Raw genomic sequence first — 21,806 nt, 5'->3', positions numbered from 1 at the left:
TGGCCGCCGTTTTTTCTTCCGGCAAGGAAAGGCTTCAGCCTTCGATGCGTCGGACGCCTTCCCCGGCCAGCTTGTCGATCAGCTGGTCGAGCATTGCGCGCTCCTCGTCGCTCAACGGCTCCAGCATGCGCTGGTGGTACTCGATGACCATCGGCGCGACTTCGTCGTAGACCCGGAACCCTTCGTCGGTCAGCGCCAGCACCGAGCGGCGGCGGTCGTCGCCGTGGATCTCGCGCTGGATCAGGGCCCGCTCCAGCAGGCGGGCCACCGCCCGGCTGACCGCGACCTTGTCCATCGCGGTGCGCGTGGCCACCTCGCCCGCTGACAGGCCGGGGAAGCGCCCCAGCACCGCCATCACCCGCCATTCGGTGATCGCCAGGCCGAAGCGACGGTGGTATTCCCGGGAAATCGCGCTGCTGATCCGGTTCGACAGCACGCTCAACCGGTAGGAAAACAGGCGGTCGAGGTCGAAATCTGCGTGGACGACGGGGCTGGCTGGCTGGCTCATGTTGCGCTGCTACTTGTGGTTGGTTTCAGCTGAAACTATAAAATGGGGTCTGACCCGGCAAGCCTAGCGAGGCGCCCCATGAACGCACAACCCAACCTGGGTATCCAGCCCACGACGTTCGACAACCCGATGGGCATCGATGGCTTCGAGTTCGTCGAGTTCGCCGCGCCGCAGGGGCAGGCGCATCACCTGCATGATTACTTCCGCAAGCTCGGCTTCGTCCAGGTCGCGCGCCACAAGACCCGCGCCATCAGCACCTATCGCCAGGGCGACTGCACCTTCCTGATCAACGAAGATCCGGATTCGTTCGCCGCGCGCTTCGCCGCCGAGCACGGACCCAGCGCCTGCGGCTTCGCGATCCGGGTCAGGAAGCTGGCCGAGTGGGCGCGCGTGCAGGCGCTGAAGAACGGGGCCGAATCGTTCGATGCTGCCGACGAACTCACCAAGGCGGTCGCCGCACCGGTCATCAAGGGCATCGGCGACTGCATGCTCTATATCGTCGACCGCTACGACGACAAGGGCACCATCCACGATCCGGACTACGAATACCTGCCCGGGGTGGACCTGCTGCCCGCGGGTTTCGGCCTGACCTTCATCGACCATCTGACCCACAACCTTTACCACGGCAACATGGCCAAGTGGGCGGACTACTATGAGCGGTTGTTCAACTTCCGCGAGATCCGCTACTTCGACATCAAGGGCGCCAAGACCGGCCTGTTGTCGAAGGCGATGACGGCGCCGGACGGCATGGTGCGCATCCCGTTGAACGAGTCCAGCGACCCGAAGTCGCAGATCAACGAGTACCTGGACGCCTACAAGGGCGAGGGCATCCAGCACATCGCCTGCTTCACCGACGATATCTACACGACCGTGGAAAAGATGCGCGAAGCCGGTGTTGCGTTCCTGGATACGCCCGAGACTTATTTCGAGGTGATCGACCAGCGCATCCCGGACCATGGCGAGGACGTCGCGCGGCTGGCGAAGAACGGCATCCTGATCGACGCCGACGTGGAGACCAAGCAGCGCAAGCTGCTGCAGATCTTCACCCAGAACGCGCTGGGCCCGATCTTCTTCGAGATCATCCAGCGCAAGGGCAACGAAGGCTTCGGCGAAGGCAACTTCCAGGCGCTGTTCGAGAGCATCGAGCGGGACCAGATGAAGCGCGGGGTTCTCTGACGCCGTGCGAGCGCCTCTCCCGACGGGAGAGGGGTTGGGGTGAGGGTACGGTGGCATCATGGACGTCAAGCCGCCATTGCCCAGTACCACGCTCCAGTATTCGCGTCGTTTGCGCAGAGAAATGACCGATGCGGAACTCAAACTCTGGAAGGTCTTGCGCGGGCGGGGACTCGAAGGGCTCAAGTTCCGCCGCGAGCACCCGATTCCGCCTTACATCGCCGATTTCTGTTGTGTCGACAAGAAACTGATCGTCGAACTGGATGGCTCGCAGCACACGTCACGGTCCGACGCGGTCAGGACGCGGATCCTGCGTTCACTGGGTTGGACCATCCTCCGCTTCTGGGATCATGATGTGTCGATGGCGATAGAGGCTGTAGTCGAGGGGATCTGGAAAGCCGCGCGCGGACCGGACCCTCACCCCAACCCCTCTCCCGATGGGAGAGGGGCTCAAGCGACAAGCGAGCACGACCATGAGCAGTGACAACTACCAGCCCGGCTTCGGCAACCACTTCGCCACCGAGGCGATCCCCGGCACGTTGCCAGAGGGCCGCAACTCGCCGCAGCGCGTGGCGCATGGTCTGTATGCCGAGCAGTTGAGCGGCACGGCTTTCACTGCGCCGCGCGCGGAGAACCGGCGCAGCTGGCTGTATCGCATCCGCCCGGCGGCGATGCACGGTCCGTTCGCGCCGTATGCGCAGCACCACCTGCACAGCGATTTCAGTGCGGGGCCGGTGTCGCCGGACCAGATGCGCTGGTCGCCGCTGCCGCTGCCGGAGACGCCTACGGATTTCGTCGATGGCCTGTATACGATGGCCGGCAATGGGTCGCCGGAGGCCATGCATGGCGTGGGCATCCACCTGTACGCCGCCAACCGGTCGATGCAGGGCCGCTATTTCTACGATGCGGACGGGGAGCTGCTGATCGTCCCGCAGCAGGGCCGCCTGCGCATCGCGACCGAGTTCGGCGTGATCGAGGTCGAGCCGCAGCAGGTCGCGGTGATCCCGCGCGGCGTGCGTTTCCTGGTCGAGTTGCGGGACGGCGAAGCGCGCGGCTATGTCTGCGAGAACTTCGGTGCGGCCTTGCGCTTGCCCGACCTGGGCCCGATCGGCTCCAACGGGCTGGCCAATCCGCGCGATTTCGAGACGCCGGTGGCGGCGTACGAAGATGTCGAGGGCGAGTTCGAGCTCATCGCAAAGTTCCAGGGCCATCTGTGGCGCGCTGGTATCGGCCACTCGCCGCTGGACGTGGTGGGCTGGCATGGCAACTACGCGCCGTACCGCTACGACCTGCGCCGCTTCAACACGATCGGTTCGATCAGCTTCGATCATCCGGATCCGTCGATCTTCCTAGTGCTCACCTCACCCAGCGACACGCCGGGCGTGGGCAACATGGATTTCGTGATCTTCCCGCCGCGCTGGCTGGTGGCGCAGGACACGTTCCGCCCGCCGTGGTTCCACCGCAATATCGCCAGCGAGTTCATGGGCCTGATCCATGGCGTCTACGATGCCAAGGCCGAAGGCTTCGCGCCGGGCGGCGCGTCGCTGCACAACTGCATGACGGGCCACGGGCCGGATGCGGCCACGTTCGAGAAAGCGTCGAACGCGGACCTGTCGAAGTCGGACGTCATCACCGGCACGATGGCTTTCATGTTCGAGACGCGTGCCGTGATCCGGCCGACGCGGCAGGCGATCGAAGCACCCCATCGGCAGCGCGACTACCAGGCGTGCTGGGCCGGCCTGCGCCGGCATTTCGTCCCGTAGGGAGGGACCGCGCGCTCAGGACAGCGCGGCTTCGTCCTGGGCAGTGAGCAGCGCCTGCAGGCGGGGCAGGTCTTCGCTGGGCAGTGCTTCGACCAGTCGTTCGCGGATGCGCTGGGACAGCGTGGTGGCCACCCGGCCCTCGAGGAAGCCCAGTGCGCTGGCTAGTGCCTCGAGCATGGCATCGTCGTCCAGGCGCGACTGCAGGCGTTCGCGATGACGGCGTGCATCGTCGTCGCGCTGCAGCTCCAGCATGCCGGACAGGTAGACCTTGGCCGCGACCAGCGATCGTCGCGGACCGGCCGGCGCGTTGGTGATAGGCACGCGGGTCGTACTGGCCACGGGCAATGGCGTCGTCGGCGTGTCCCCGGCGGTGAGGTAGCCCGCCTGCACGAGGCGCTGTACCAGCAGCGGCGCATCCTGGCCCAGCAGGCGCACGAGTTCGCCCAGGTCGCGCTGTCCATCGCAGAGGATCAGCGCGCGCCGCTCGCGCATGCCGAGCGTGCCCGTGTGGGCCTGCAACGTCTGGCGGGCGAGGTCGGTCTTGGACGGGCGCATGGCGAGCGGAGGGGGAACCCGCGCGCAGGCTAGCTGCGTGCGATGAAGTGCCGATGACAGCCGCGTGTTCGCGGTGACTTAACGCGATGACGCTAGTCTGCAGGTTTGCGCACTGGAGAGAGCCGATGAAGTCGATGTTGCCGATCGTGATGGTGGTCACCCTGTTGTCCGCGTGCCAGCGCCAGGAGGCGCCGATGGCAGAGGCGGAACCGACCACGACGGCGACCAGCACGCCGATGGCCGATGCGCCGGCACCCGCTCCCGCCGTGGACGACACGGCGGCACCGGCCGGTCCGGTCAGCCAGGCCAGCTTCCTCGGCTATGGCGACATGAAGCTCGGCAGCACGGTCGATGAAGCACGCACCGCGTGGGGCGGCGAGCTCAACGGCGCACCGATGGAGGGCACGACCTGCCACTACTTGTGGCCGAAGTGGATCACGCGGCCCGCCGACTTCGCCTTCATGATGGAAGAAGGCAAATTCGTGCGATACGACGTTGGCACCGACAAGGAAACTGCGCCCGGTGGTGGCAAGGTCGGCATGGGCGTCGACGAGCTGCAGAAGCTGTACGGTGGTGCGCTGAAGGCGTCACCGCACAAGTACACGCAAGGCGGCCAGTACCTGGCGATGGACGCCGGTGACGTGGCGCCGACCCGGCTGGTGTTCGAGGCGGATGCCGCGGGCAAGGTCACCGCCTGGCGCGTGGGCCTGTCGCCGCAGGTCGATTACGTGGAAGGCTGCTCCTGAGTCAGCGCGTCCAACGGAGGCAGGCCGTCGCTGGCCCTGCCGTCGCGCGCAGGCATAGAATCGCCGGACACCATACGGGAAGGGGACGGCGATGATGGAAGCCTGGGGATACTTCGCGCTGGGCCTGGTGTTGCTCGCGCTCGGCGGCGACTCGATCGTCAAGGGCGCTTCGGGCCTGGCGCAGCGCTTCGGCGCGTCCCCCTTCGTCGCCGGCCTGCTGCTGATAGCGTTCGGCACGTCGCTGCCGGAGCTGGCCGTCAATGCGCGCGCCGTGTGGGCAGGTGCGCAGGAACTCGCGCTCGGCAACGCGGTGGGCAGCAATATCGTCAACCTGGGCCTGACGCTGGGCATGGCGGCGCTGGTCGCGCCGGTCGTGATCCGGATGCGCGTGCTCTCGTCGCTGCTGGTGCTGCTGGGGCTGGCCTCGCTGGCGCTGATCGTGTTCGGCCTGGATGGCGTGGTCAGCCGGGTGGAGGGCCTGGTGTTGCTGCTGGGCTTCGTCGCCGTACTGGCGTTCCTGCTGGCGCGTGCATCGCGCGAGGATGCGCGGGTGCGTATCGATGTGGAGACGTTCTCCGTCACGCACACCGTGCTGTGGATGAATCTGCTGCGTTTCGCGGTGGCCGCCGCGCTGCTGTATTACGGGGCCCGCTTCGTGCTGCAGGGAGCGCCGATGATCGGTGCGCAGTGGGGTCTTTCGCCGTTGCTGACGGGCCTGCTGCCCGTGGCGATCGGCACGGCGCTGCCGGAAATCGCCGCCGCCGTGATGGCCGCCAGGCGCGGGCAGGGCGACATGGTGGCCGGCCACGTCATCGGCTCCAGCCTGTTCAATCTTCTGGTCGTGGTCGGCGGCATGGCGGCGTTCCGTCCGATGGCGCTGCCGGCGTCGTTCGTGCGGCTCGAACTGCCGGCGGCCATCGCGTTCGTGCTGGTGCTGTACCCGATGTTGCGCGGGGACCTGCGCATCAGCCGCGTGGAGGGCGGACTGCTGCTCGCCGCATTCGTAGGCTGGGTCGTGCTGGAGGTTGCGCTGCTCGCCTGATCTGAACGCCGGCTCAGGCAGACGTGAACGGGTTTGTTAAACTCGGGCGATTGCTCGCGAATGACGCATTCCCTGCAACGCAAGGCGGTTGATGATCCCTTTCCTCGAAATCCTGCTGGCGCTGCCCTTCGTGCTGGCGCTGGTGGTGGCGCTGGCGCGCGACCTTCCGCGCGGCGCGACGGCATGGCTGGCCGGGCTGGCGCCGCTGCTGGGCCTGGTGGTGCTGGCGTGGATGACGCCGAGCGTGCTGCAGGGTTGGAACGTGCGTGCCGACTACGCATGGATCCCGCAGATCGGCCTGTCCTTCACCCTGCGGCTGGACGGGCTGGCGTGGATGTTCGCGGGCCTGGTGCTGGCGATCGGTGCGCTGGTGGTGATGTACGCGCACTACTACCTCAGCGCGAAGGACAGCGCGCCGCGCTTCTTCGCGTGCCTGCTGCTGTTCATGGGCTCGATGCTGGGGGTGGTGCTGGCAGGCAACCTGCTGCTGCTGGTGGTGTTCTGGGAGCTGACCAGCATCAGTTCGTTCTTGCTGATCGGGTTCTGGTCGCATCGCCAGGATGCGCGCGAAGGCGCGCGCATGGCGCTGGCGATCACCGGCGCCGGCGGACTCGCGCTGCTCGGCGGCGTGCTGCTGATCGGGCGCATCGTCGGCAGCCACGACCTGGACGTGGTGCTCGCCTCGGGTGACCTGATCCGCGCCAGCGGGCTCTATCCGTGGGCGCTGGCGCTGGTCCTGGCGGGCGTTTTCACCAAGAGCGCGCAGTTCCCCCTGCATTTCTGGCTGCCGCACGCGATGGCGGCGCCCACGCCGGTGTCGGCCTACCTGCATTCGGCGACGATGGTGAAGGCCGGTGTGTTCCTGCTGGCGCGCCTGCATCCCGCGCTTGCGGGCACCGACCTGTTCTTCTACGTGGTGACCAGCGTCGGCGCGCTGACGCTGCTGATCGGCGCGTGGTACGCCATCTTCCAGCACGATCTGAAGGGCCTGCTGGCGTACTCCACGATTTCGCACCTCGGCCTGATCACGCTGCTGTTCGGCATCTCCACGCCGATGGCCGTGGTGGCCGGCGTGTTCCACATCCTCAACCACGCCACGTTCAAGGCCTCGCTGTTCATGGCGGCGGGCATCATCGATCACGAAACCGGCACGCGCGACATGCGCCGGCTGGGCAACCTGCGGCGCTACCTGCCGTGGACCAGTGCCTTGGCGATCATCGCCTCGCTGGCCATGGCGGGCATCCCGCTGCTCAACGGATTCCTGTCCAAGGAGATGTTCTTCGCCGAAGCGCTGGACATCGGCGGCCATCGCGCCATGCGCGACATCATCACCGTGGCGGCGCTGCTGTATGGCGTGTTCGGTGTGGCCTACAGCCTGCGCTTCGTCTATGAGACGTTCTTCGGGGAAGGGCCGCGCGCGCTGGATGTCACCCCGCACGAGCCGCCGCGCTGGATGAAGATCCCGGTGGAAGTGCTGGTGGTGCTGTGCGTGGCGGTGGGCGTGGTCCCGGCCTGGACCATCGCGCCCGTGCTGCACGCCGGTGCCGGCGCCATCCTCGGCGACGCGATGCCCGAGTACAGCCTGGCGGTCTGGCACGGCATCAACAAGCCGTTGCTGATGAGCCTGGCCGGCATCGCGGGCGGCGTCGCCCTGTACTTCGGACTGCGCCGCCTGTTCGACCTGCACGCCATCGTGCGGCGGTCACTGGGGCGCAGCGTGTTCCGCTGGAACATGGAAGCCCTGTACGGGCTGGCCGGTCGCTTCACCGACCGGATCGCCAACGGCAGCCTGCAGCGCAGCCTGTTGTTCCTGCTGCTGGCCGCCATCGCGGCGGGCGCGGCGCCGTTCGTGGGTGGCGACGCGGCACCGCTGCAGTGGCGCGGTTCACAGCCCATGCCGCTGCTCGGCTGGCTGTTGTGGCTGGTGCTGGTGGCATGTGCGGTCTGGACGATCCGGCTGTACCGGCAGCGCCTGCTGGCGGTCATCGTGCTGGGCGGCGCCGGCCTGATGGTCAGCCTGGCCTTCGTGTTCCTGTCCGCGCCCGATCTCGCCCTGACCCAGTTGATGGTGGAAATGGTCAGCCTGGTCCTGTTGCTGCTGGGGCTGCACTACCTGCCGCCGCGCTCGCCGCCGGAGCGCACGCCGCGCCGACGCCTGCGCGATATCGTGGTCGCTCTGGTGGCGGGCACGGGTACCGGCCTGCTGGCCTACCAGGTGATGACACGGCCCGGCGATACGATCAGTGGTGAACTGCTGGCGCGCTCGCTGCCGGAGGCTTATGGCAGCAACGTGGTGAACGTGATCCTGGTGGACTTCCGCGGCTTCGATACCTTCGGCGAGATCACCGTGTTCGGTATCGCCGCGCTGATCGTGCATGCCCTGCTGCGCCGCGCGCGGATGGCGCCGGAGAAGGTGATGTCGGGTCCGCCGATCAAGTTGCCGGTGCCTGCCGACCTGGCGCAGATCATGTTCCCGCTGACCCTGACCGTGTCCGTGTTCCTGTTCCTGCGCGGGCACAACGCACCGGGTGGCGGCTTCATCGCCGGTCTGGTGCTGGCGGTGCCGATGCTGGTGCAGTACGTGATCCAGGGTGCCGCATCGGTCGAGTCGCGGTTCGGATTCGATTACGTGCGGTGCATCGGCGTGGGCCTGATCATCGCCGGTCTCAGCGGCGTGGCTTCGATGGGCTTCGGCGTGCCCTTCCTGACCAGCGGGCACCTCGACCTGGAATTGCCGCTGGTCGGCACGGTGCCGTTGGCCAGTGCCATCGGCTTCGATACCGGCGTGTACCTGGTGGTGTTCGGCGGCGCCATGCTGATCCTGTCGATGATGGGCACCATCCGCCCATCGCGCACACGCGTCTCGCACCTGGGCGTGATGGAACCGGGTGAGCGCTCCACCCGCACCGGGGAGCTGCGCTGATGGGAGGTGCACTCTGATGGAGCTGGCCCTGGCAAGCGCGATCGGCATCCTCACGGCCGCGGGCGTGTACCTGCTGCTGCGTGCGCGCAGCTTCGACGTGATCCTCGGACTCACGTTGCTGTCGTATGCGACCAACCTGCTGATCTTCGCCGGCGGCCGGCTGGTCCCCGGCAAGCCGGCGGTGCTGCGCGACGGCGTGGCTCCGACCCTGGCGAACTACACCGACCCGCTGCCGCAGGCGCTGGTACTCACTGCCATCGTGATCGCGTTCGCGATGACGGCGGTCACCGTGGTGCTGGCGATCCGCAGTCGCGGCGACAACGACAGCGATCACGTGGACGGCCCCCGTGCGGAGCGTGATTTCCTGGCCAGCGAACTGCGCCGTCTGGAAGAGGCGCGCGACGCCGCGAAGGCGGACGATGCCGGGGGCAAGGCATGAACCATCTGCCCGTGCTGCCGATCCTGATCCCGCTGTTCGCCGCCTCGATCGCGCTGTTCTTCGAGCACCGTCGCTTCGGCATGGTGCCGCAGCGCATCGTCGCCTGGATGTCGGTCGCCGCGATGCTGGTCGTGGCGTGTCTGCTGGTGGGTTCGGCGGCGTCCGGCGACGTCTCGGTCTATCTGCTCGGCGACTGGCCGGCGCGGCTGGGCATCGTGTTGATGGTGGACCGGCTGTCGGCGCTGATGCTGCTGGTCGGATTGCTGCTGGGCGCCGGCTGCCTCCTGCATGCCTGTGCCGGCTGGGACCGCCGCGCGCCCCACTTCCATGCGTTCTTCCAGTTCCAGCTGATGGGGTTGAATGGTGCGTTCCTGACCGGCGACATCTTCAATCTGTTCGTCTTCTTCGAAGTGCTGTTGATCTCGTCCTATGGCCTGATGCTCAGCGGCGGACGCGGAGAACGGATGCGTGCGGGCCTGCACTACGTCACCTTCAACATCGCGGCCTCGACACTGTTCCTGATCGCGCTCGGCCTGCTGTACGGCATGCTGGGTTCGTTGAACATGGCCGAGATATCGGTGCGCGTCGCGCAGTTGCCGCCAGGCGACCTGGCGCTGGTGCAGGCCGCGGCGGGACTGCTGTTCGTGGTGTTCTGCGCGAAGGCAGCGCTGTTGCCGATGTACTTCTGGCTGCCCGATACCTACACGCATGCGCCCGCCGCGGTCGCCGGCCTGTTCGCCATCATGACCAAGGTGGGGCTTTATGCAGTGCTGCGGCTGGGCACGCTGAGCTTCGGCGCAGCCGGGCCGCTGGACGGGTTCGCATGGCCCGCGCTGCTGGCGTTGGGGGCGGCCACGCTGGTGCTGGCGTCGCTGGGCGTGCTGGCAGCGCAGCGTCTTCGCGCATTGGCGGCGTATCTGGTGCTGGGTTCCGCGGCGACACTGTTCGTCGCCTTCTCGCTGGGCACCACCGGTACGACAGGGGCCGGTCTCTACTACCTGGTGCACAGCAGTTTCGCGGGCGCCGCACTGTTCCTGCTGGCCGACCTGATCCGCCGCCGCCGCGGCCGCGCCAGCGACCGCAAGGACGTGATCGCCGCGCTGCCGGACAAGACCGTGCCGGGCCTGCTGTTCCTGGTGGCGGCGGTGTCGCTGGCGGGCCTTCCACCGCTGTCCGGCTTCATCGGCAAGCTGCTGCTGCTGGACGCCGTACCGGCGGGGCCGCGGACGTTCTGGATCTGGCTGCTGGTGCTGGGCACCAGCTTCATGATGCTGGTCGGACTGGCACGGGCGGGCACACGGTTGTTCTGGCGCGTCGAACCCTGGCCCGATGCCGGACACCATACGCTGGAGGCATACACGCCCGAACAGGAGGTGGTGCATGCCCCCTCGCGGCCCCTGGAAACGGCCGCCGTCGTGCTGCTGCTGGCTTACGGCGTGGCCCTGGTGCTGTCAGCCGCACCGGTGCTGGAGTACACGCGCGCCACCGCGGTGCAGTTGCAGGCTCCGGCCGACTATGTCGAGCATGTGCGTGCCGCCACGCCTGTCTTGAGGGAGCCCTGAGCATGGTCGCGACGTGGCGCAAGCGCTGGTTGCCGTCGTTGCCGCTGAGCGTGACGGTATTCTGTTTCTGGCTGCTGATGAACGACGAGATCAGCGCGGGACAGGTGGTGATGGCGCTGGTCCTGGCGCTGCTGATCCCGCCGTTCGCGGCCCGGCTTGACCGCGAGTTCGCCCGCATCGGCCGCCTGCGCAGCGTGCCGCGCATGCTCGGGGTGCTGTTGCTGGATATCGTGCAGGCCAACGTCACCGTGGCGCTGCAGGTGCTGGGGCCGGAGCGCAAGATCACCCCGGGTTTCATCTGGGTACCCCTGGATATCGGCAACATCCACGGCATCGCGGCGTTGACGAGCATCATCACGCTGACGCCGGGCACGGTATCGTCGGCGCTGTCGGATGATCGCCGACATCTGCTGGTGCACGTGCTGAATCTCGAAGATGCCGACGAGGTGATCCGGCAGATCAAGACGCGCTACGAGGCACCGTTGATGGAGATATTCCCATGACGCCGCAGGCACTGGTGATGTACGCGGTGATCGGCTCGATGCATGTCGTCGGTGTCGCCATGCTGCTCGCGCTATATCGGTTGGTGCGCGGCCCGAGCGTGCCGGATCGCATACTCGCACTCGATACCTTGTATGTCTGCGCGATCGCGCAGCTCATGCTGTTCGGCATGCACCTGGGTACTGCGGTCTATTTCGAGGCCGCGCTGATCATCGCCATGCTCGGCTTCGTCGGCACCGTGGTGCTGAGCAAGTACGTGCTGCGCCGGGATGTCGTCGAATGAGCTGGGTCTTCGCCATCCTGCTGGTGCTGTTGCTGGCTGTCGGAAGCTTCTTCATCCTCGTGGGCTCCTTCAGCCTGGTAAAGCTGTCGGACTTCTTCAAGCGCCTGCATGGACCGACCAAGGCCAGCACGCTGGGCGTCGGCTGCGTGCTGATCGCATCGGTCGGCTACCACGCGCTGGGCGGCACCGATCCGCAGCCGCGCGAACTGCTCATCACCGCGTTCCTGTTCATCACTGCGCCGATCAGCGCGCACCTGATGGCGAAAGCGGCGCTGTCGCTGCACATGGCGGAACGTCCGCCGATGCCGGGCGGCGAACCGCCGTCCACCACCGACGCGGTCAATGAAGACGCCGGCGCGGATGCCTGACATGCCCGTGCGCACCGCCCTGGTCTTCGGCGCCAGCGGGCAGATCGGCGAAGCACTGCTGGCGCGCCTCGATGCCGCGGCGTGGCAGGTGTTCGCGGTATCACGGACGCCAAGAGTGGCTTCATCGAACATCCGCTGGTTGGCGGGTGAATTCGCGGGCGTCGAGGGATTGCCGGCGGCGGTCGACGTGATCTTCAGCACCGGCCCGCTGGACGGATTCGCGCAATGGTATGCACGCCGCCTCGTCGCAGCCCCGCGCGTGGTCGCGTTCGGCTCCACCAGCCTGGATACGAAGCAGGCCTCGGGCGATGCCTACGAGCGGGACATCGTCGCGCGTCTGCAGGCGGCGGAACGGCTCGTCTTCGATACGGCCGAAGCGACCGGCGCGGCGGCGACCATGCTGCGTCCAACCCTGGTCTACGGTGCAGGCCGCGACCGGACGCTCGCGCGGATCGCGGCGATGGCGCGGCGCATGCGGTTCTTCGTGCTGCCGCGGGGCGCCACCGGGAAGCGCCAGCCTGTGCATGTCGACGACCTCGCGGCTGCGGCGCTCGCGGTCGTGGATGCTTCTGCCACGCATGGGCGGGCGTATGCCTTGCCGGGGGGCGAGGCGCTGGCGTACCGCGAGATGATGGCGCGCACGCTGGCGGCGCTGAGTCCGCCGGCGAAACTGTGGGAAGTGCCGGTGCCGATGTTCAAGGTTGCGCTGTCGCTGGCGCGCATGGCTGGAATGATGCGAGCACTTACCGACGATGCGGTCTCGCGCATGCGCGATGACCTGGTATTCGATGCCTCGCCGGCACAGCGCGATTTCGGCTACGCGCCGCGTGCCTTCATCGTGGACGCGCGTGCCGTTGGGTCGTAGCGCGGAACGTGCTCCGCCGCCCCTGGAGACGTCGCTGAGGTGCCCGCCTGGGCATCAGCCGGGCAAGCCCGGCGCGACGCTTCAGTATTTCCAGCCCATCTTCCGGTAGAACTTGCTGAGCACCCACACCGGCCCGATCAGCAGGTAGGTGAGGTCGGTGAGGAAGCTGGGCTTCTTGCCTTCGATCTTGTGGCCGACGAACTGCGCGATCCACGCGACCACGAACACGCCCAGCGCGAGGAAGAACAGGTTCTGCAGGCCCAGCAGGCTTTCCAGCCAGCGCGTCAGCCAGGCCATGGCGATGAAGATGGCCAGCATGCCGAAGCCCAGCGGGCGCGAGAGTTTGTAGTAGTACATCCACGCACCGAACATCGCCAACGCGGCCCACGCGCCGGACTTGATCCAGGTGCCGAATACAGGGATGCACCACAGCAGCGCCACCACCGTCCACAGGATGGCGGGCACGGCGAAGACGTGGATCAGCTGGTTGGTGTCGTTCCGGTGATCGCCGGAGTAGCTGGCGAACCAGCGGTCCACCGGGCGTTGCGCAGTCGCGTTCATTCATCCCTCCCGAGGATGGCAATGCGGCAGGGTATGGAGCATACCCCAGCCCGGCCGGGGTTGCCGGGCCGGTGGTCAGGTCCCGGGCGGTCAGTGCGCGGCGGCCTTCGAAAACAGCTGGATCACCGCTACGCCGGCCACGATCAGGCCCATGCCCAGCATGGCGGGCAGGTCCAGCGGCTGCTTAAGCACCATCCATCCGATCAACGCGATCAGCACGATGCCCGCGCCGGACCAGATGGCGTAGGCCACGCCGACCGGTACGGTCTTCAGCGTCAGCGACAGGAAGTAGAACGCGATGCCGTAGCCCGCGGCGACCAGCAGCGAGGGGCCGGGCCGGGTAAAGCCTTCGGAGGCTTTCAGTGCACTGGTGGCGATGACCTCGGCGGCGATGGCGAGGGCGAGGTAGACGTAGGCATTCACGTGCGTGCACCCAGGGAAGCGGGTGGCAAGCCTACTGCACGGGGCGCTGAACGCCGGCTTGCCCTGCATCGCCTGGATGCAGGGCGGGGAAGCCGGTCAGTCGACGATGATGCCGGCCAGCTTCTGCAGCGCCTCGGCGTACTTGGCACGCGTGCGCTCGATGACCTCCGCCGGCAGCGACGGGCCGGGCGCGGTCTTGTTCCAGTCCAGCGTTTCCAGATAGTCGCGCACGAACTGCTTGTCGTAGCTGGGCGGGCTGGTGCCGACCGAGTACTGGTCGGCGGGCCAGTACCGCGAGGAGTCCGGCGTCAGCATCTCGTCCATGATGTAGAGGCGGCCGTCTTCATCGGTGCCGAATTCGAACTTGGTATCGGCCAGCAGGATGCCGCGCTCGGCCGCGAAATCGGCCGCGAAGCGGTAGATGCGCAGGGTGGCATCGCGCACGCGCTCGGCCAGCTCTGCGCCCACGGTCTTCACCATGGCGTCGAAGTCGATGTTCTCGTCATGGTCACCCACGGCGGCCTTGGTCGACGGCGTGAAGATCGGCTCGGCCAGCTTCTCGGCCTGGCGCAGGCCATCGGGCAGTTCGATGCCGCTGACCTTGCCGGTGCGCTGGTAATCCTTCCAGCCGCTGCCGATCAGGTAGCCGCGTGCGATGGCTTCCACCGGCACCGGTTTGAGTTTCTTGGTCACCACCGCGCGTTTGGCGTACAGCGCCGCATCCACGCCGGCCGGCAGCACGCTGGCCACGTCGATGCCGGTCAGGTGGTTCGGCATCAGGTGCGCGGTCTTGGCGAACCAGAAGTTGGAGATCTGGCAGAGCATCTCGCCCTTGCCGGGAATGGGGTCGGGCAGCACCACGTCGAACGCGGAGAGGCGGTCGGTGGCGACCATCAGCAGGCAGTCGCCGGCGGGCGCATCGGCAGGCAGGCGGTCGCGGGGCAGGTCGAACACGTCGCGGACCTTGCCGCGATGGCGCAGGGTGAGGCCGGGCAGATCGGATTGAAGCAACGTCGTGGGCACAAACACTCCTTGGGGAGTTCCGGAAACCAGCGAGGCGTACAGCGTCGTGGGGGCGTGCGGCAGGCCGTGCGCCCGTGCCCCGGGGTGGCCCTTCACCCGCTGCTGCGGGGCCAGGTACCGGACCGGGCCGCGTAGTGTACGGCGCTTGGGGGCCGTGTGTGCCGTAAAATGGCGCGATTGCCGGAGAAGGCGGGCCGAATGAAGCGCTGGTACGGAAAACTGCTGGGATTCGTGGCGGGTTGGCTGCTGATGCGCCATCCGTTGGGCGGCCTGGTGGGCCTGATCATCGGCCACGCCTTCGACGAGGACTGGTTCAAGCTCAGTCGCGACAATCCCTACCGCGTGCTCGGCCTGACCAGCGACGCGGACGATGCCGAGATCGACCAGGCCTACCGCCGGCTGATCTCCCAGTACCACCCCGACAAGATGGCAGGCGCCGCGGAAGATCTGCGCCGCCAGGCCGAACAGAAGGCCGGCGAGATCAACGCGGCCTACGACCGCATCAAGACCCTGCGCAAGCGCAAGTGAGCCCCTCCATGTCGAACTGCATCATCGCCCCGTCCATCCTGTCCGCGAACTTCGCCCGCCTGGGCGAGGAAGTCGACAACGTACTGAAGGCCGGCGCCGACTGGGTGCACTTCGACGTGATGGACAACCATTACGTGCCCAACCTGACCATCGGCCCGATGGTGTGCAGCGCGCTGCGCAAGCATGGCGTCACCGCGCCGATCGACGTGCACCTGATGGTGGAGCCGGTGGACCGCATCGTGCCGGACTTCGCCGAGGCCGGCGCCAGCATCATCAGCTTCCACCCGGAAGCCTCGAAGCACGTGCACCGCACGATCCAGCTGATCAAGTCGCTGGGCTGCAAGGCGGGCCTGGTGCTCAATCCGGGGACGCCGGTCGAGGTGCTGGACTGGGTGCTGCCGGAACTGGACCTGGTGCTGCTGATGTCGGTGAACCCGGGCTTCGGCGGCCAGGCTTTCATCCCGTCGGCGCTGGACAAGCTGCGTGCGGTGCGCGCCATGATCGACAAGACCGGCAAGGACATCCGCCTGGAGATCGACGGTGGCGTGAAGGCCGACAACATCGGCCAGATCGCGGCGGCCGGCGCGGACGCCTTCGTGGCCGGCTCGGCGATCTTCAATGCACCGGATTATGCCGATGTCATTGCCCGCATGCGCCAGGCCGTGGCCGAAGCACGCGGCTGATCGTGTGCCGTAGAGCCGGGCTTGCCCGGCTCATCCCGCGGCCCTCTGTGGTGTGCCGGGCGGAGCAAGCTCCGCTCTACCCACACAAGAAAGGGCGATGGCCTGCGCCACCGCCCTGGAAGAATTGGAGGCTGATCCTGCCTCCGCCCGTCGTCCCTGCTATGGCCTTCCACGCTACGCATGATCTGTGACGGGCAGATGACGATGGCTGGGCTGTTGTAGGAGCGACGTGAGTCGCGACCGCAGATCATCAGTTCCAGGGCTCTTGGGTCGACAGGTGCGCTGGCCGCTACAGCGTGCGGTCGCGACTCACATCGCTCCTACAGATGAGCGGCTATTCTCGCGCGACCTACAAGGAACCCCCATGCCCCCACCCCGCTGGCGCCTGATCCTCAACGGAAAATCCGCGGGCGACGAAGACCTGCGCGAGGCCGTGCAGGTCCTGCGCGAGGACGGCGTGGCACTGGACGTACGGGTGACCTGGGAGGACGGCGATGCCGAACGCTACGTCGGCGAGGCCATCGACGATGGCGTGGACACGGTCATCGCTGCGGGCGGCGATGGCACGCTGAGCGAAGTGTCCACCGCGCTGGCCTGCCGCGATGAAACGGCTGGAGTGCTGCCCTCGCTGGGTCTGGTGCCGCTGGGGACGGCCAATGATTTCGCCACCGCCGCCGGCATTCCCGATGCGCCCCTGGAAGCCTTGCGTCTCGTGCAGGGTACCGGGCCGGTTTCCATGGACCTGCTGCGCATCGAAGCGGAAGACGGCGACCACTGGTGCGCCAATCTCGCCAGCGGTGGCTTCGGCACCGAGGTCACCGTGGAGACCGACGAAGGCCTCAAGAAAATGCTCGGCGGCCTGGCCTACCTGATCACCGGCATCGCCAGGCTGGGTCGCATCGAGCCGGTGCGCGCACGCGTGCACGGTCCGGACTTCGACTGGCGCGGCGACTTCATCGCCCTTGGTGTCGGCAACGGGCGACAGGCAGGCGGCGGGCAAGCGCTCTGCCCCGATGCGCTGATCGATGACGGCGCACTGGACCTGACCATCGTCCCCGAGCTGTCGGGCGAAGTCGCCGCGACCGTCGGCGCCCTGCTGAAGGACGGGAAGCACGCCGCGCTGGACCGCGTGGCGACCCGCGCACGGCTGCCGTGGGTCGAACTGGAGGCCGACCAGCCGCTGACCCTCAATCTCGATGGCGAGCCCGTCCTTTCGCGACGGTTCCGGATCGAATGCGTGCCCGGCCGGGTCCGCATGCACCTGCCGGCGGAGTGTCCGTTGCGCATGCAACCACCCGCATAGTGGCCCGCGGGTCCGCGCGTCGGGTAAAGTAGGGCGGTGTCCCATCCCGCGCTCCCGCTTTCCAAAGATTCCGCACGCCCTGGCTGGCGATGGTGGCCCGTAGCCGTCGCCCATACCGCCACCGCGTCCCGGAAGGAAAGCCCGCTTGATCTCGCACGACCAGTTCCAGCAGTTTGCTGCTGAAGGCCGCACCCCCGGCTCCTACAATCGTGTTCCCGTTGTCCGGGAAGTGCTGTCCGACCTGGACACGCCGCTTTCGGTCTACCTGAAACTCGCTGACGCGCCGCACACCTATCTCTTCGAGTCGGTGGAGGGCGGCGAACGTTTCGGCCGCTATTCCATCATCGGCCTGCCGGTGCGGCGCGTGGCAACGTTCCGTGGCCATACGCTGCAGATCCATGACCACGGCCGCCTGGTCGAAACGCGTGACGTGCAGGATCCTTTTGCCGAAGTCGAAGCGCTGCGAGCCGCCTATTCCGTACCGCGACTGGAAGGCCTGCCGGGCTTCACCGGGGGGCTGGTCGGCTGGTTCGGTTTCGAGTGCATCGGCTACATCGAGCCGCGCCTGGCGAATGGCGGGAAGCCCGACGAACTCGACACGCCCGACATCCTGCTGATGCAGTCCGAAGAAGTCGCCGTCTTCGACAACCTCAAGGGTCGCCTGTACCTGATCGTGCATGCAGATCCACGCGAGGACGGTGCATGGGACAAGGCGCAGGCGCGCCTCGACGAACTGGTGGCCAAACTGCGCCAGCCGGGTTCGTATCCCACGCCGATCACCCGCGACGTGCTGGATGAAAGCCACTTCGTTTCCGGCTTCACCCATGACGGCTTCATCGCCGCGGTGGAGAAATCCAAGGAATACATCCGTGCCGGCGACATCTTCCAGGTAGTGCTGAGCCAGCGCCTCAGCGTGCCGTTCAACGCACGCCCGGTGGATGTCTACCGCGCCCTGCGCGCGCTGAATCCGTCGCCGTACATGTACTTCCTCGATGTCGGCGACGTGCAGGTGGTGGGTTCCTCGCCGGAAATCCTGGTGCGGCTGGAACAGGGCGAAGTCACCGTGCGCCCCATCGCCGGCACGCGCCCGCGCGGGAAGACGCACGACGAGGACCTCGCGCTGGAAGCCGAACTGCTGGCCGATCCGAAGGAGCGCGCCGAGCACCTGATGCTGATCGACCTGGGCCGCAACGACACCGGTCGCGTGTCGGAAGCCGGAACGGTGCAGGTAGGCGAGCAGTTCGTCATCGAACGCTACAGCCACGTCATGCACATTGTCAGCGAGGTGACCGGCAGGTTGTTGCCGGGCCTCAGCTACGCCGACGTGCTGCGCGCGACGTTCCCGGCCGGCACGGTCAGTGGCGCGCCCAAGATCCGCGCGCTGGAAGTGATCCGCGAACTGGAGCCGATCAAGCGCAACGTCTACGCGGGCAGCATTGGTTACATCGGCTGGCATGGCGATGCCGACACGGCCATCGCCATCCGCACCGCCGTCATCAAGGACGGCCGACTGCACGTGCAGGCCGGCGCCGGCATCGTCTACGACTCCGACCCCGAGAAAGAGTGGGACGAGACGATGAACAAGGGTCGCGCGCTGTTTCGCGCGGTGGCGGAAGCGGCGAAGGGGTTGTGACCGTGACGCCGGAAACCCCATCCGCATCCTCAGCGCGTTGTAGGAAGCGTCGCATCCCGACACCCCTACCACCCATGAAGGCAGGCCATCCATGAAAGCCATCCATCGCGTGCTGCTTGCTATCGTCGCATTGGCATCGGGCCATGTGCAGGCGCAGGTCAACGCGCTCCCGCCGACCCGGCACATCCTGGTCTATGGCGATGCGCAGGCGCGCGCGATTCCGGACCGCTTCAAGATCGCCATCCAGTTCGAAGCAACGGACATCAACCCCGATACGGCCCGGCGCGCGGTGGAGCACCACGTGACCAGCACGCTGGCAAAACTCAAGGACGCCCATGTTCCTTCGGACGAGATCGTGGCGACGTCCTTGCAGATCGGACCCCGGCACCGCTACGACCAGAAGCTCCAGGAGCAGGTATTCGTGGGTACGCAGGTGTCGCGCTCACTGACGGCCCGGTTCTCGCGGCAGACCGACCTGGAGCGTTTCCTGGCGACCGTGGAAACCTCCCAGAGCCTGCGCATCTCCGACGTCACCACTGAGCTGAGCAGCGAGGCAGAACTGCGCAGGGCGCTTCGGGACAAGACCATTGCGTCGGCGAAAACGAAGGCCGACGACATGGCGCGCGCCTATGGCGCACGCCTCGGTCCGGTATACAGCGTGTCGGACGTGGCGCCGCAGTTCGAGTACGGCATCCGCGAGGGCGAGTGGCCCGTCCGCTATGAATGGAGGAGTGGTGGGCTGGATCGCATCGAGGTCACCGGAAGCAGGCTCGAACGTGCCGGCTTCGACACTTCATTGCAATCCGGTTACGTCACCTATACCGACAAGATCTACACCGTGTTCCTGCTGGCGGACTGACCCATGCTGTTGATGATCGACAACTACGACAGCTTCACCTACAACCTCGTGCAGTACCTGCAATCGCTGGGTGCCGAGGTGAAGGTGGTGCGCAACGATGCGATGACGGTCGACGAGATCGCGAAGCTCGCGCCCGAGCGCATCGTCATTTCGCCCGGCCCCTGCACGCCGAACGAAGCCGGGGTCTCGCTGGAAATCATCGAGCGGCTGGGTGCGAACACACCCATCCTCGGTGTCTGCCTCGGTCACCAGAGCATCGGCCAGGCCTATGGCGGCAACGTCATCCGCGCCGGGCGCATCATGCACGGCAAGACCTCGCGCATCCGCCACGAGGGCAAGGGCGTGTTCGCCGGCCTGCCGGATGCCTACGAGGCCACCCGCTACCACTCGCTGGTGGTGGAACGCTCCAGCCTGCCCGCTGCGCTGGAAGTCACCGCCTGGACCGAGAACGAGGACGGCAGCATCGAGGAGATCATGGGCCTGCGCCATCGCGAGTACCCCGTGGAGGGTGTGCAGTTCCACCCCGAGTCGATCCTGACCGAGCACGGCCACGCGCTGCTGAAGAACTTTCTGGAACGATGACGTAGGGCGGGCCTCGGCCCGCCATCGCCATGCCGGTGGGCCAGGGCCCACCCTACGGAGCCGACATGCCACTGACCCCACAAGAAGCCCTCCAGCGCACCATCGAGCACCGCGAGATCTTCCATGACGAGATGGTCGATTTGATGCGGCAGATCATGCGCGGTGACGTCTCGCCGACCATGACCGCCGCCATCCTGACCGGCCTGCGCGTGAAGAAGGAAACCGTCGGCGAGATCGCCGGTGCGGCCACCGTGATGCGCGAGTTCTCGCGTACCGTGGATGTCGCTGACCGGACGCATCTAGTCGACATCGTCGGTACCGGCGGCGACGGTTCCCACACCTTCAACATCTCCACCTGCTCGATGTTCGTCGCGGCTGCGGCCGGTGCACGCATCGCCAAGCACGGCAACCGCAGCGTGTCGTCGAAGTCGGGCAGTGCCGACGTACTGGAAGCCCTGGGCGTCAACATTGAACTGCAGCCGGAGCAGGTGGCGCAGTCCATCGCGCAGGCCGGCATCGGCTTCATGTTCGCGCCTGTCCATCATCCCGCGATGAAAGTCGTTGCGCCGGTGCGCCGCGAAATGGGCGTGCGCACCATCTTCAACATCCTCGGCCCGCTGACCAATCCTGCCGGCGCACCCAGCATCCTGATGGGGGTGTTCCATCCCGACCTGGTCGGCATCCAGGCGCGCGTGCTGCAGGAACTGGGGGCCGAACGCGCACTGGTGGTCTGGGGTCGCGACGGCATGGATGAACTCTCGCTGGGTGCGGGCACGCTGGTCGGCGAGCTGCGCGACGGCGAAGTGCGCGAATACGAACTGCACCCGGAAGACTTCGGCATCGCGATGGCCGCCAGCCGCAACCTGCGCGTGGCCGACGCCGCGGAATCGAAGGCGATGCTGCTGTGCGTGCTGGACAACAAGCCTGGTCCCGCCCGCGAGATCGTGGTACTGAATGCCGGTGCGGCTCTGTACGTGGCCGGTGTGGCGGTGAGCATCGAGGACGGTATCGCCCGTTCACGCGATGCGATCGCCAGCGGCAAGGCACTGGAGCGCCTGCAGCAGTTCATCGCGACCACACAGGCCCTGGGCCTGCCGCCAAGGGAGGCTTGAGATGGCCGCCAGCGGATTCGCCAGCCTGCCCAAACCGCCGTATTACGCGGTGATCTTTTCTTCGCTGCGCAACGGTCAGGATGATGCCGGCTACGGTGCCATGGCCGAGCGCATGGTCGAGCTGGCGCAGCAGCAGCCAGGCTTCCTCGGCATGGAGTCCACGCGCGGAGCCGATGGTTTCGGCATCACGGTGGCCTACTGGGAAAGCGAAGCCGCCATCCTTGCCTGGCGGCAGAACGCCGAGCATACGGCGGCGCGCGAGCAGGGCCGGCGCGACTGGTACGACCACTTCGAGCTGCGCGTGGCCAAGGTCGAGCGGGCTTACGGGTGGGATCGGAAGAAAGGCGTGTAGGAGGGGCTTTAGCCCCGAC

Annotated in this window: 25 protein-coding genes; 20 read left to right on the top strand and 5 right to left on the bottom strand. The window is 66.9% G+C overall.

Going from position 1 to position 21,806, the window contains the following annotated elements:
* Nucleotides 1-34 precede the first annotated feature (34 nt).
* Complete coding sequence (locus tag ACIPRS_RS05760; protein ID WP_192200146.1) at nt 35-508, bottom strand: MarR family winged helix-turn-helix transcriptional regulator; 474 nt, start codon at nt 506-508, stop codon at nt 35-37.
* A gap of 42 nt (nt 509-550) precedes the next feature.
* Between ACIPRS_RS05760 and hppD the strand changes: the two genes are divergently transcribed.
* From hppD to hmgA, 3 genes are read left to right on the top strand one after another with little or no spacing between them, the layout of a single operon-like run.
* A complete protein-coding gene (gene hppD, locus ACIPRS_RS05755) occupies nt 551-1,684 on the top strand; it encodes a 4-hydroxyphenylpyruvate dioxygenase (protein ID WP_446537825.1) in 1,134 nt (377 codons plus the stop codon).
* Nucleotides 1,685-1,742: 58 nt separating this feature from the next.
* A complete protein-coding gene (locus tag ACIPRS_RS05750) occupies nt 1,743-2,165 on the top strand; it encodes an endonuclease domain-containing protein (RefSeq protein WP_446537824.1) in 423 nt (140 codons plus the stop codon).
* Nucleotides 2,155-3,444, top strand: a complete 1,290-nt coding sequence (hmgA, locus tag ACIPRS_RS05745) for a homogentisate 1,2-dioxygenase (protein WP_446537823.1) — start codon at nt 2,155-2,157, stop codon at nt 3,442-3,444. The genes ACIPRS_RS05750 and hmgA overlap by 11 nt, the downstream gene beginning before the upstream one ends.
* A gap of 15 nt (nt 3,445-3,459) precedes the next feature.
* Here hmgA and ACIPRS_RS05740 read toward each other — a convergent pair whose 3' ends face one another.
* Entirely contained in the window at nt 3,460-3,999 is a 540-nt protein-coding gene (locus tag ACIPRS_RS05740; RefSeq protein ID WP_446537822.1) for a hypothetical protein, read from the bottom strand.
* 125 nt (nt 4,000-4,124) lie between these two features.
* Here ACIPRS_RS05740 and ACIPRS_RS05735 point away from each other — a divergent pair, with 125 nt between their 5' ends.
* The 9 genes from ACIPRS_RS05735 to ACIPRS_RS05695 all read left to right on the top strand — a co-directional run bounded on the left by ACIPRS_RS05735 (nt 4,125) and on the right by ACIPRS_RS05695 (nt 12,728).
* A complete protein-coding gene (locus ACIPRS_RS05735; RefSeq protein ID WP_337730652.1) occupies nt 4,125-4,745 on the top strand; it encodes a lectin in 621 nt (206 codons plus the stop codon).
* 91 nt (nt 4,746-4,836) lie between these two features.
* Nucleotides 4,837-5,787, top strand: a complete 951-nt coding sequence (locus tag ACIPRS_RS05730) for a calcium/sodium antiporter (RefSeq protein ID WP_446537821.1) — start codon at nt 4,837-4,839, stop codon at nt 5,785-5,787.
* A gap of 91 nt (nt 5,788-5,878) precedes the next feature.
* Nucleotides 5,879-8,710 carry a monovalent cation/H+ antiporter subunit A gene (locus ACIPRS_RS05725; protein WP_446537820.1) on the top strand — a complete coding sequence of 944 codons (2,832 nt, stop codon included), beginning with the start codon at nt 5,879-5,881 and terminating at the stop codon, nt 8,708-8,710.
* A gap of 16 nt (nt 8,711-8,726) precedes the next feature.
* Nucleotides 8,727-9,149 (top strand): Na+/H+ antiporter subunit C, encoded by a 423-nt coding sequence (locus tag ACIPRS_RS05720; RefSeq protein ID WP_337730649.1) that lies wholly within the window; start codon nt 8,727-8,729, stop codon nt 9,147-9,149.
* Nucleotides 9,146-10,711 (top strand): monovalent cation/H+ antiporter subunit D, encoded by a 1,566-nt coding sequence (locus ACIPRS_RS05715; RefSeq protein WP_446537819.1) that lies wholly within the window; start codon nt 9,146-9,148, stop codon nt 10,709-10,711. The genes ACIPRS_RS05720 and ACIPRS_RS05715 overlap by 4 nt, the downstream gene beginning before the upstream one ends.
* Before the next feature lie 2 nt (nt 10,712-10,713).
* The gene (locus ACIPRS_RS05710) at nt 10,714-11,214 is read left to right on the top strand and encodes a Na+/H+ antiporter subunit E (protein WP_337730647.1); all 501 of its coding nucleotides are present in this window, start codon (nt 10,714-10,716) and stop codon (nt 11,212-11,214) included.
* Nucleotides 11,211-11,495, top strand: a complete 285-nt coding sequence (locus ACIPRS_RS05705) for a K+/H+ antiporter subunit F (protein ID WP_337730646.1) — start codon at nt 11,211-11,213, stop codon at nt 11,493-11,495. The genes ACIPRS_RS05710 and ACIPRS_RS05705 overlap by 4 nt, the downstream gene beginning before the upstream one ends.
* Entirely contained in the window at nt 11,492-11,863 is a 372-nt protein-coding gene (locus ACIPRS_RS05700; RefSeq protein ID WP_337730645.1) for a Na+/H+ antiporter subunit G, read from the top strand. Before ACIPRS_RS05705 ends, ACIPRS_RS05700 begins: the two co-directional genes overlap by 4 nt.
* 1 nt (nt 11,864) lies before the next feature.
* Nucleotides 11,865-12,728 carry an NAD-dependent epimerase/dehydratase family protein gene (locus ACIPRS_RS05695; RefSeq protein ID WP_446537818.1) on the top strand — a complete coding sequence of 288 codons (864 nt, stop codon included), beginning with the start codon at nt 11,865-11,867 and terminating at the stop codon, nt 12,726-12,728.
* A gap of 81 nt (nt 12,729-12,809) precedes the next feature.
* Here the strand turns inward: ACIPRS_RS05695 and ACIPRS_RS05690 are convergent, their stop codons facing one another.
* From ACIPRS_RS05690 to ACIPRS_RS05680, 3 genes are all read right to left on the bottom strand, one after another.
* Nucleotides 12,810-13,289: an Mpo1 family 2-hydroxy fatty acid dioxygenase gene (locus ACIPRS_RS05690; RefSeq protein WP_446537817.1), complete on the bottom strand. Its 480-nt coding sequence runs from the start codon at nt 13,287-13,289 to the stop codon at nt 12,810-12,812.
* A 90-nt stretch (nt 13,290-13,379) separates the two neighbouring features.
* Nucleotides 13,380-13,712, bottom strand: a complete 333-nt coding sequence (locus ACIPRS_RS05685) for a DMT family transporter (protein ID WP_337730642.1) — start codon at nt 13,710-13,712, stop codon at nt 13,380-13,382.
* A gap of 96 nt (nt 13,713-13,808) precedes the next feature.
* Nucleotides 13,809-14,735 (bottom strand): phosphoribosylaminoimidazolesuccinocarboxamide synthase, encoded by a 927-nt coding sequence (locus ACIPRS_RS05680; protein WP_446537816.1) that lies wholly within the window; start codon nt 14,733-14,735, stop codon nt 13,809-13,811.
* 198 nt (nt 14,736-14,933) lie between these two features.
* Between ACIPRS_RS05680 and ACIPRS_RS05675 the strand changes: the two genes are divergently transcribed.
* From ACIPRS_RS05675 to ACIPRS_RS05640, 8 genes are all read left to right on the top strand, one after another.
* Nucleotides 14,934-15,263: a J domain-containing protein gene (locus ACIPRS_RS05675; protein WP_142124091.1), complete on the top strand. Its 330-nt coding sequence runs from the start codon at nt 14,934-14,936 to the stop codon at nt 15,261-15,263.
* Nucleotides 15,264-15,271: 8 nt separating this feature from the next.
* Nucleotides 15,272-15,946 carry a ribulose-phosphate 3-epimerase gene (rpe, locus tag ACIPRS_RS05670; protein WP_337730640.1) on the top strand — a complete coding sequence of 225 codons (675 nt, stop codon included), beginning with the start codon at nt 15,272-15,274 and terminating at the stop codon, nt 15,944-15,946.
* A gap of 364 nt (nt 15,947-16,310) precedes the next feature.
* Nucleotides 16,311-17,249, top strand: a complete 939-nt coding sequence (yegS, locus tag ACIPRS_RS05665; protein ID WP_446537815.1) for a lipid kinase YegS — start codon at nt 16,311-16,313, stop codon at nt 17,247-17,249.
* Nucleotides 17,250-17,394: 145 nt separating this feature from the next.
* A complete protein-coding gene (gene trpE, locus ACIPRS_RS05660; RefSeq protein WP_446537814.1) occupies nt 17,395-18,882 on the top strand; it encodes an anthranilate synthase component I in 1,488 nt (495 codons plus the stop codon).
* 91 nt (nt 18,883-18,973) lie between these two features.
* Entirely contained in the window at nt 18,974-19,741 is a 768-nt protein-coding gene (locus ACIPRS_RS05655; protein WP_446537813.1) for an SIMPL domain-containing protein, read from the top strand.
* A 3-nt stretch (nt 19,742-19,744) separates the two neighbouring features.
* On the top strand, nt 19,745-20,323 hold the full coding sequence (locus ACIPRS_RS05650) for an anthranilate synthase component II (protein WP_446537812.1): 579 nt from the start codon (nt 19,745-19,747) through the stop codon (nt 20,321-20,323).
* A gap of 65 nt (nt 20,324-20,388) precedes the next feature.
* Nucleotides 20,389-21,435, top strand: a complete 1,047-nt coding sequence (gene trpD / locus ACIPRS_RS05645) for an anthranilate phosphoribosyltransferase (RefSeq protein ID WP_446537811.1) — start codon at nt 20,389-20,391, stop codon at nt 21,433-21,435.
* A 1-nt stretch (nt 21,436) separates the two neighbouring features.
* Complete coding sequence (locus ACIPRS_RS05640; protein ID WP_446537810.1) at nt 21,437-21,787, top strand: antibiotic biosynthesis monooxygenase family protein; 351 nt, start codon at nt 21,437-21,439, stop codon at nt 21,785-21,787.
* Nucleotides 21,788-21,806: the final 19 nt, after the last annotated feature.

This window comes from Pseudoxanthomonas sp. LARHCG66 (assembly GCF_052871755.1).
Note: the sequence above shows the minus strand (reverse complement) of the source record. Positions and strands in the feature narration are given on the sequence as shown.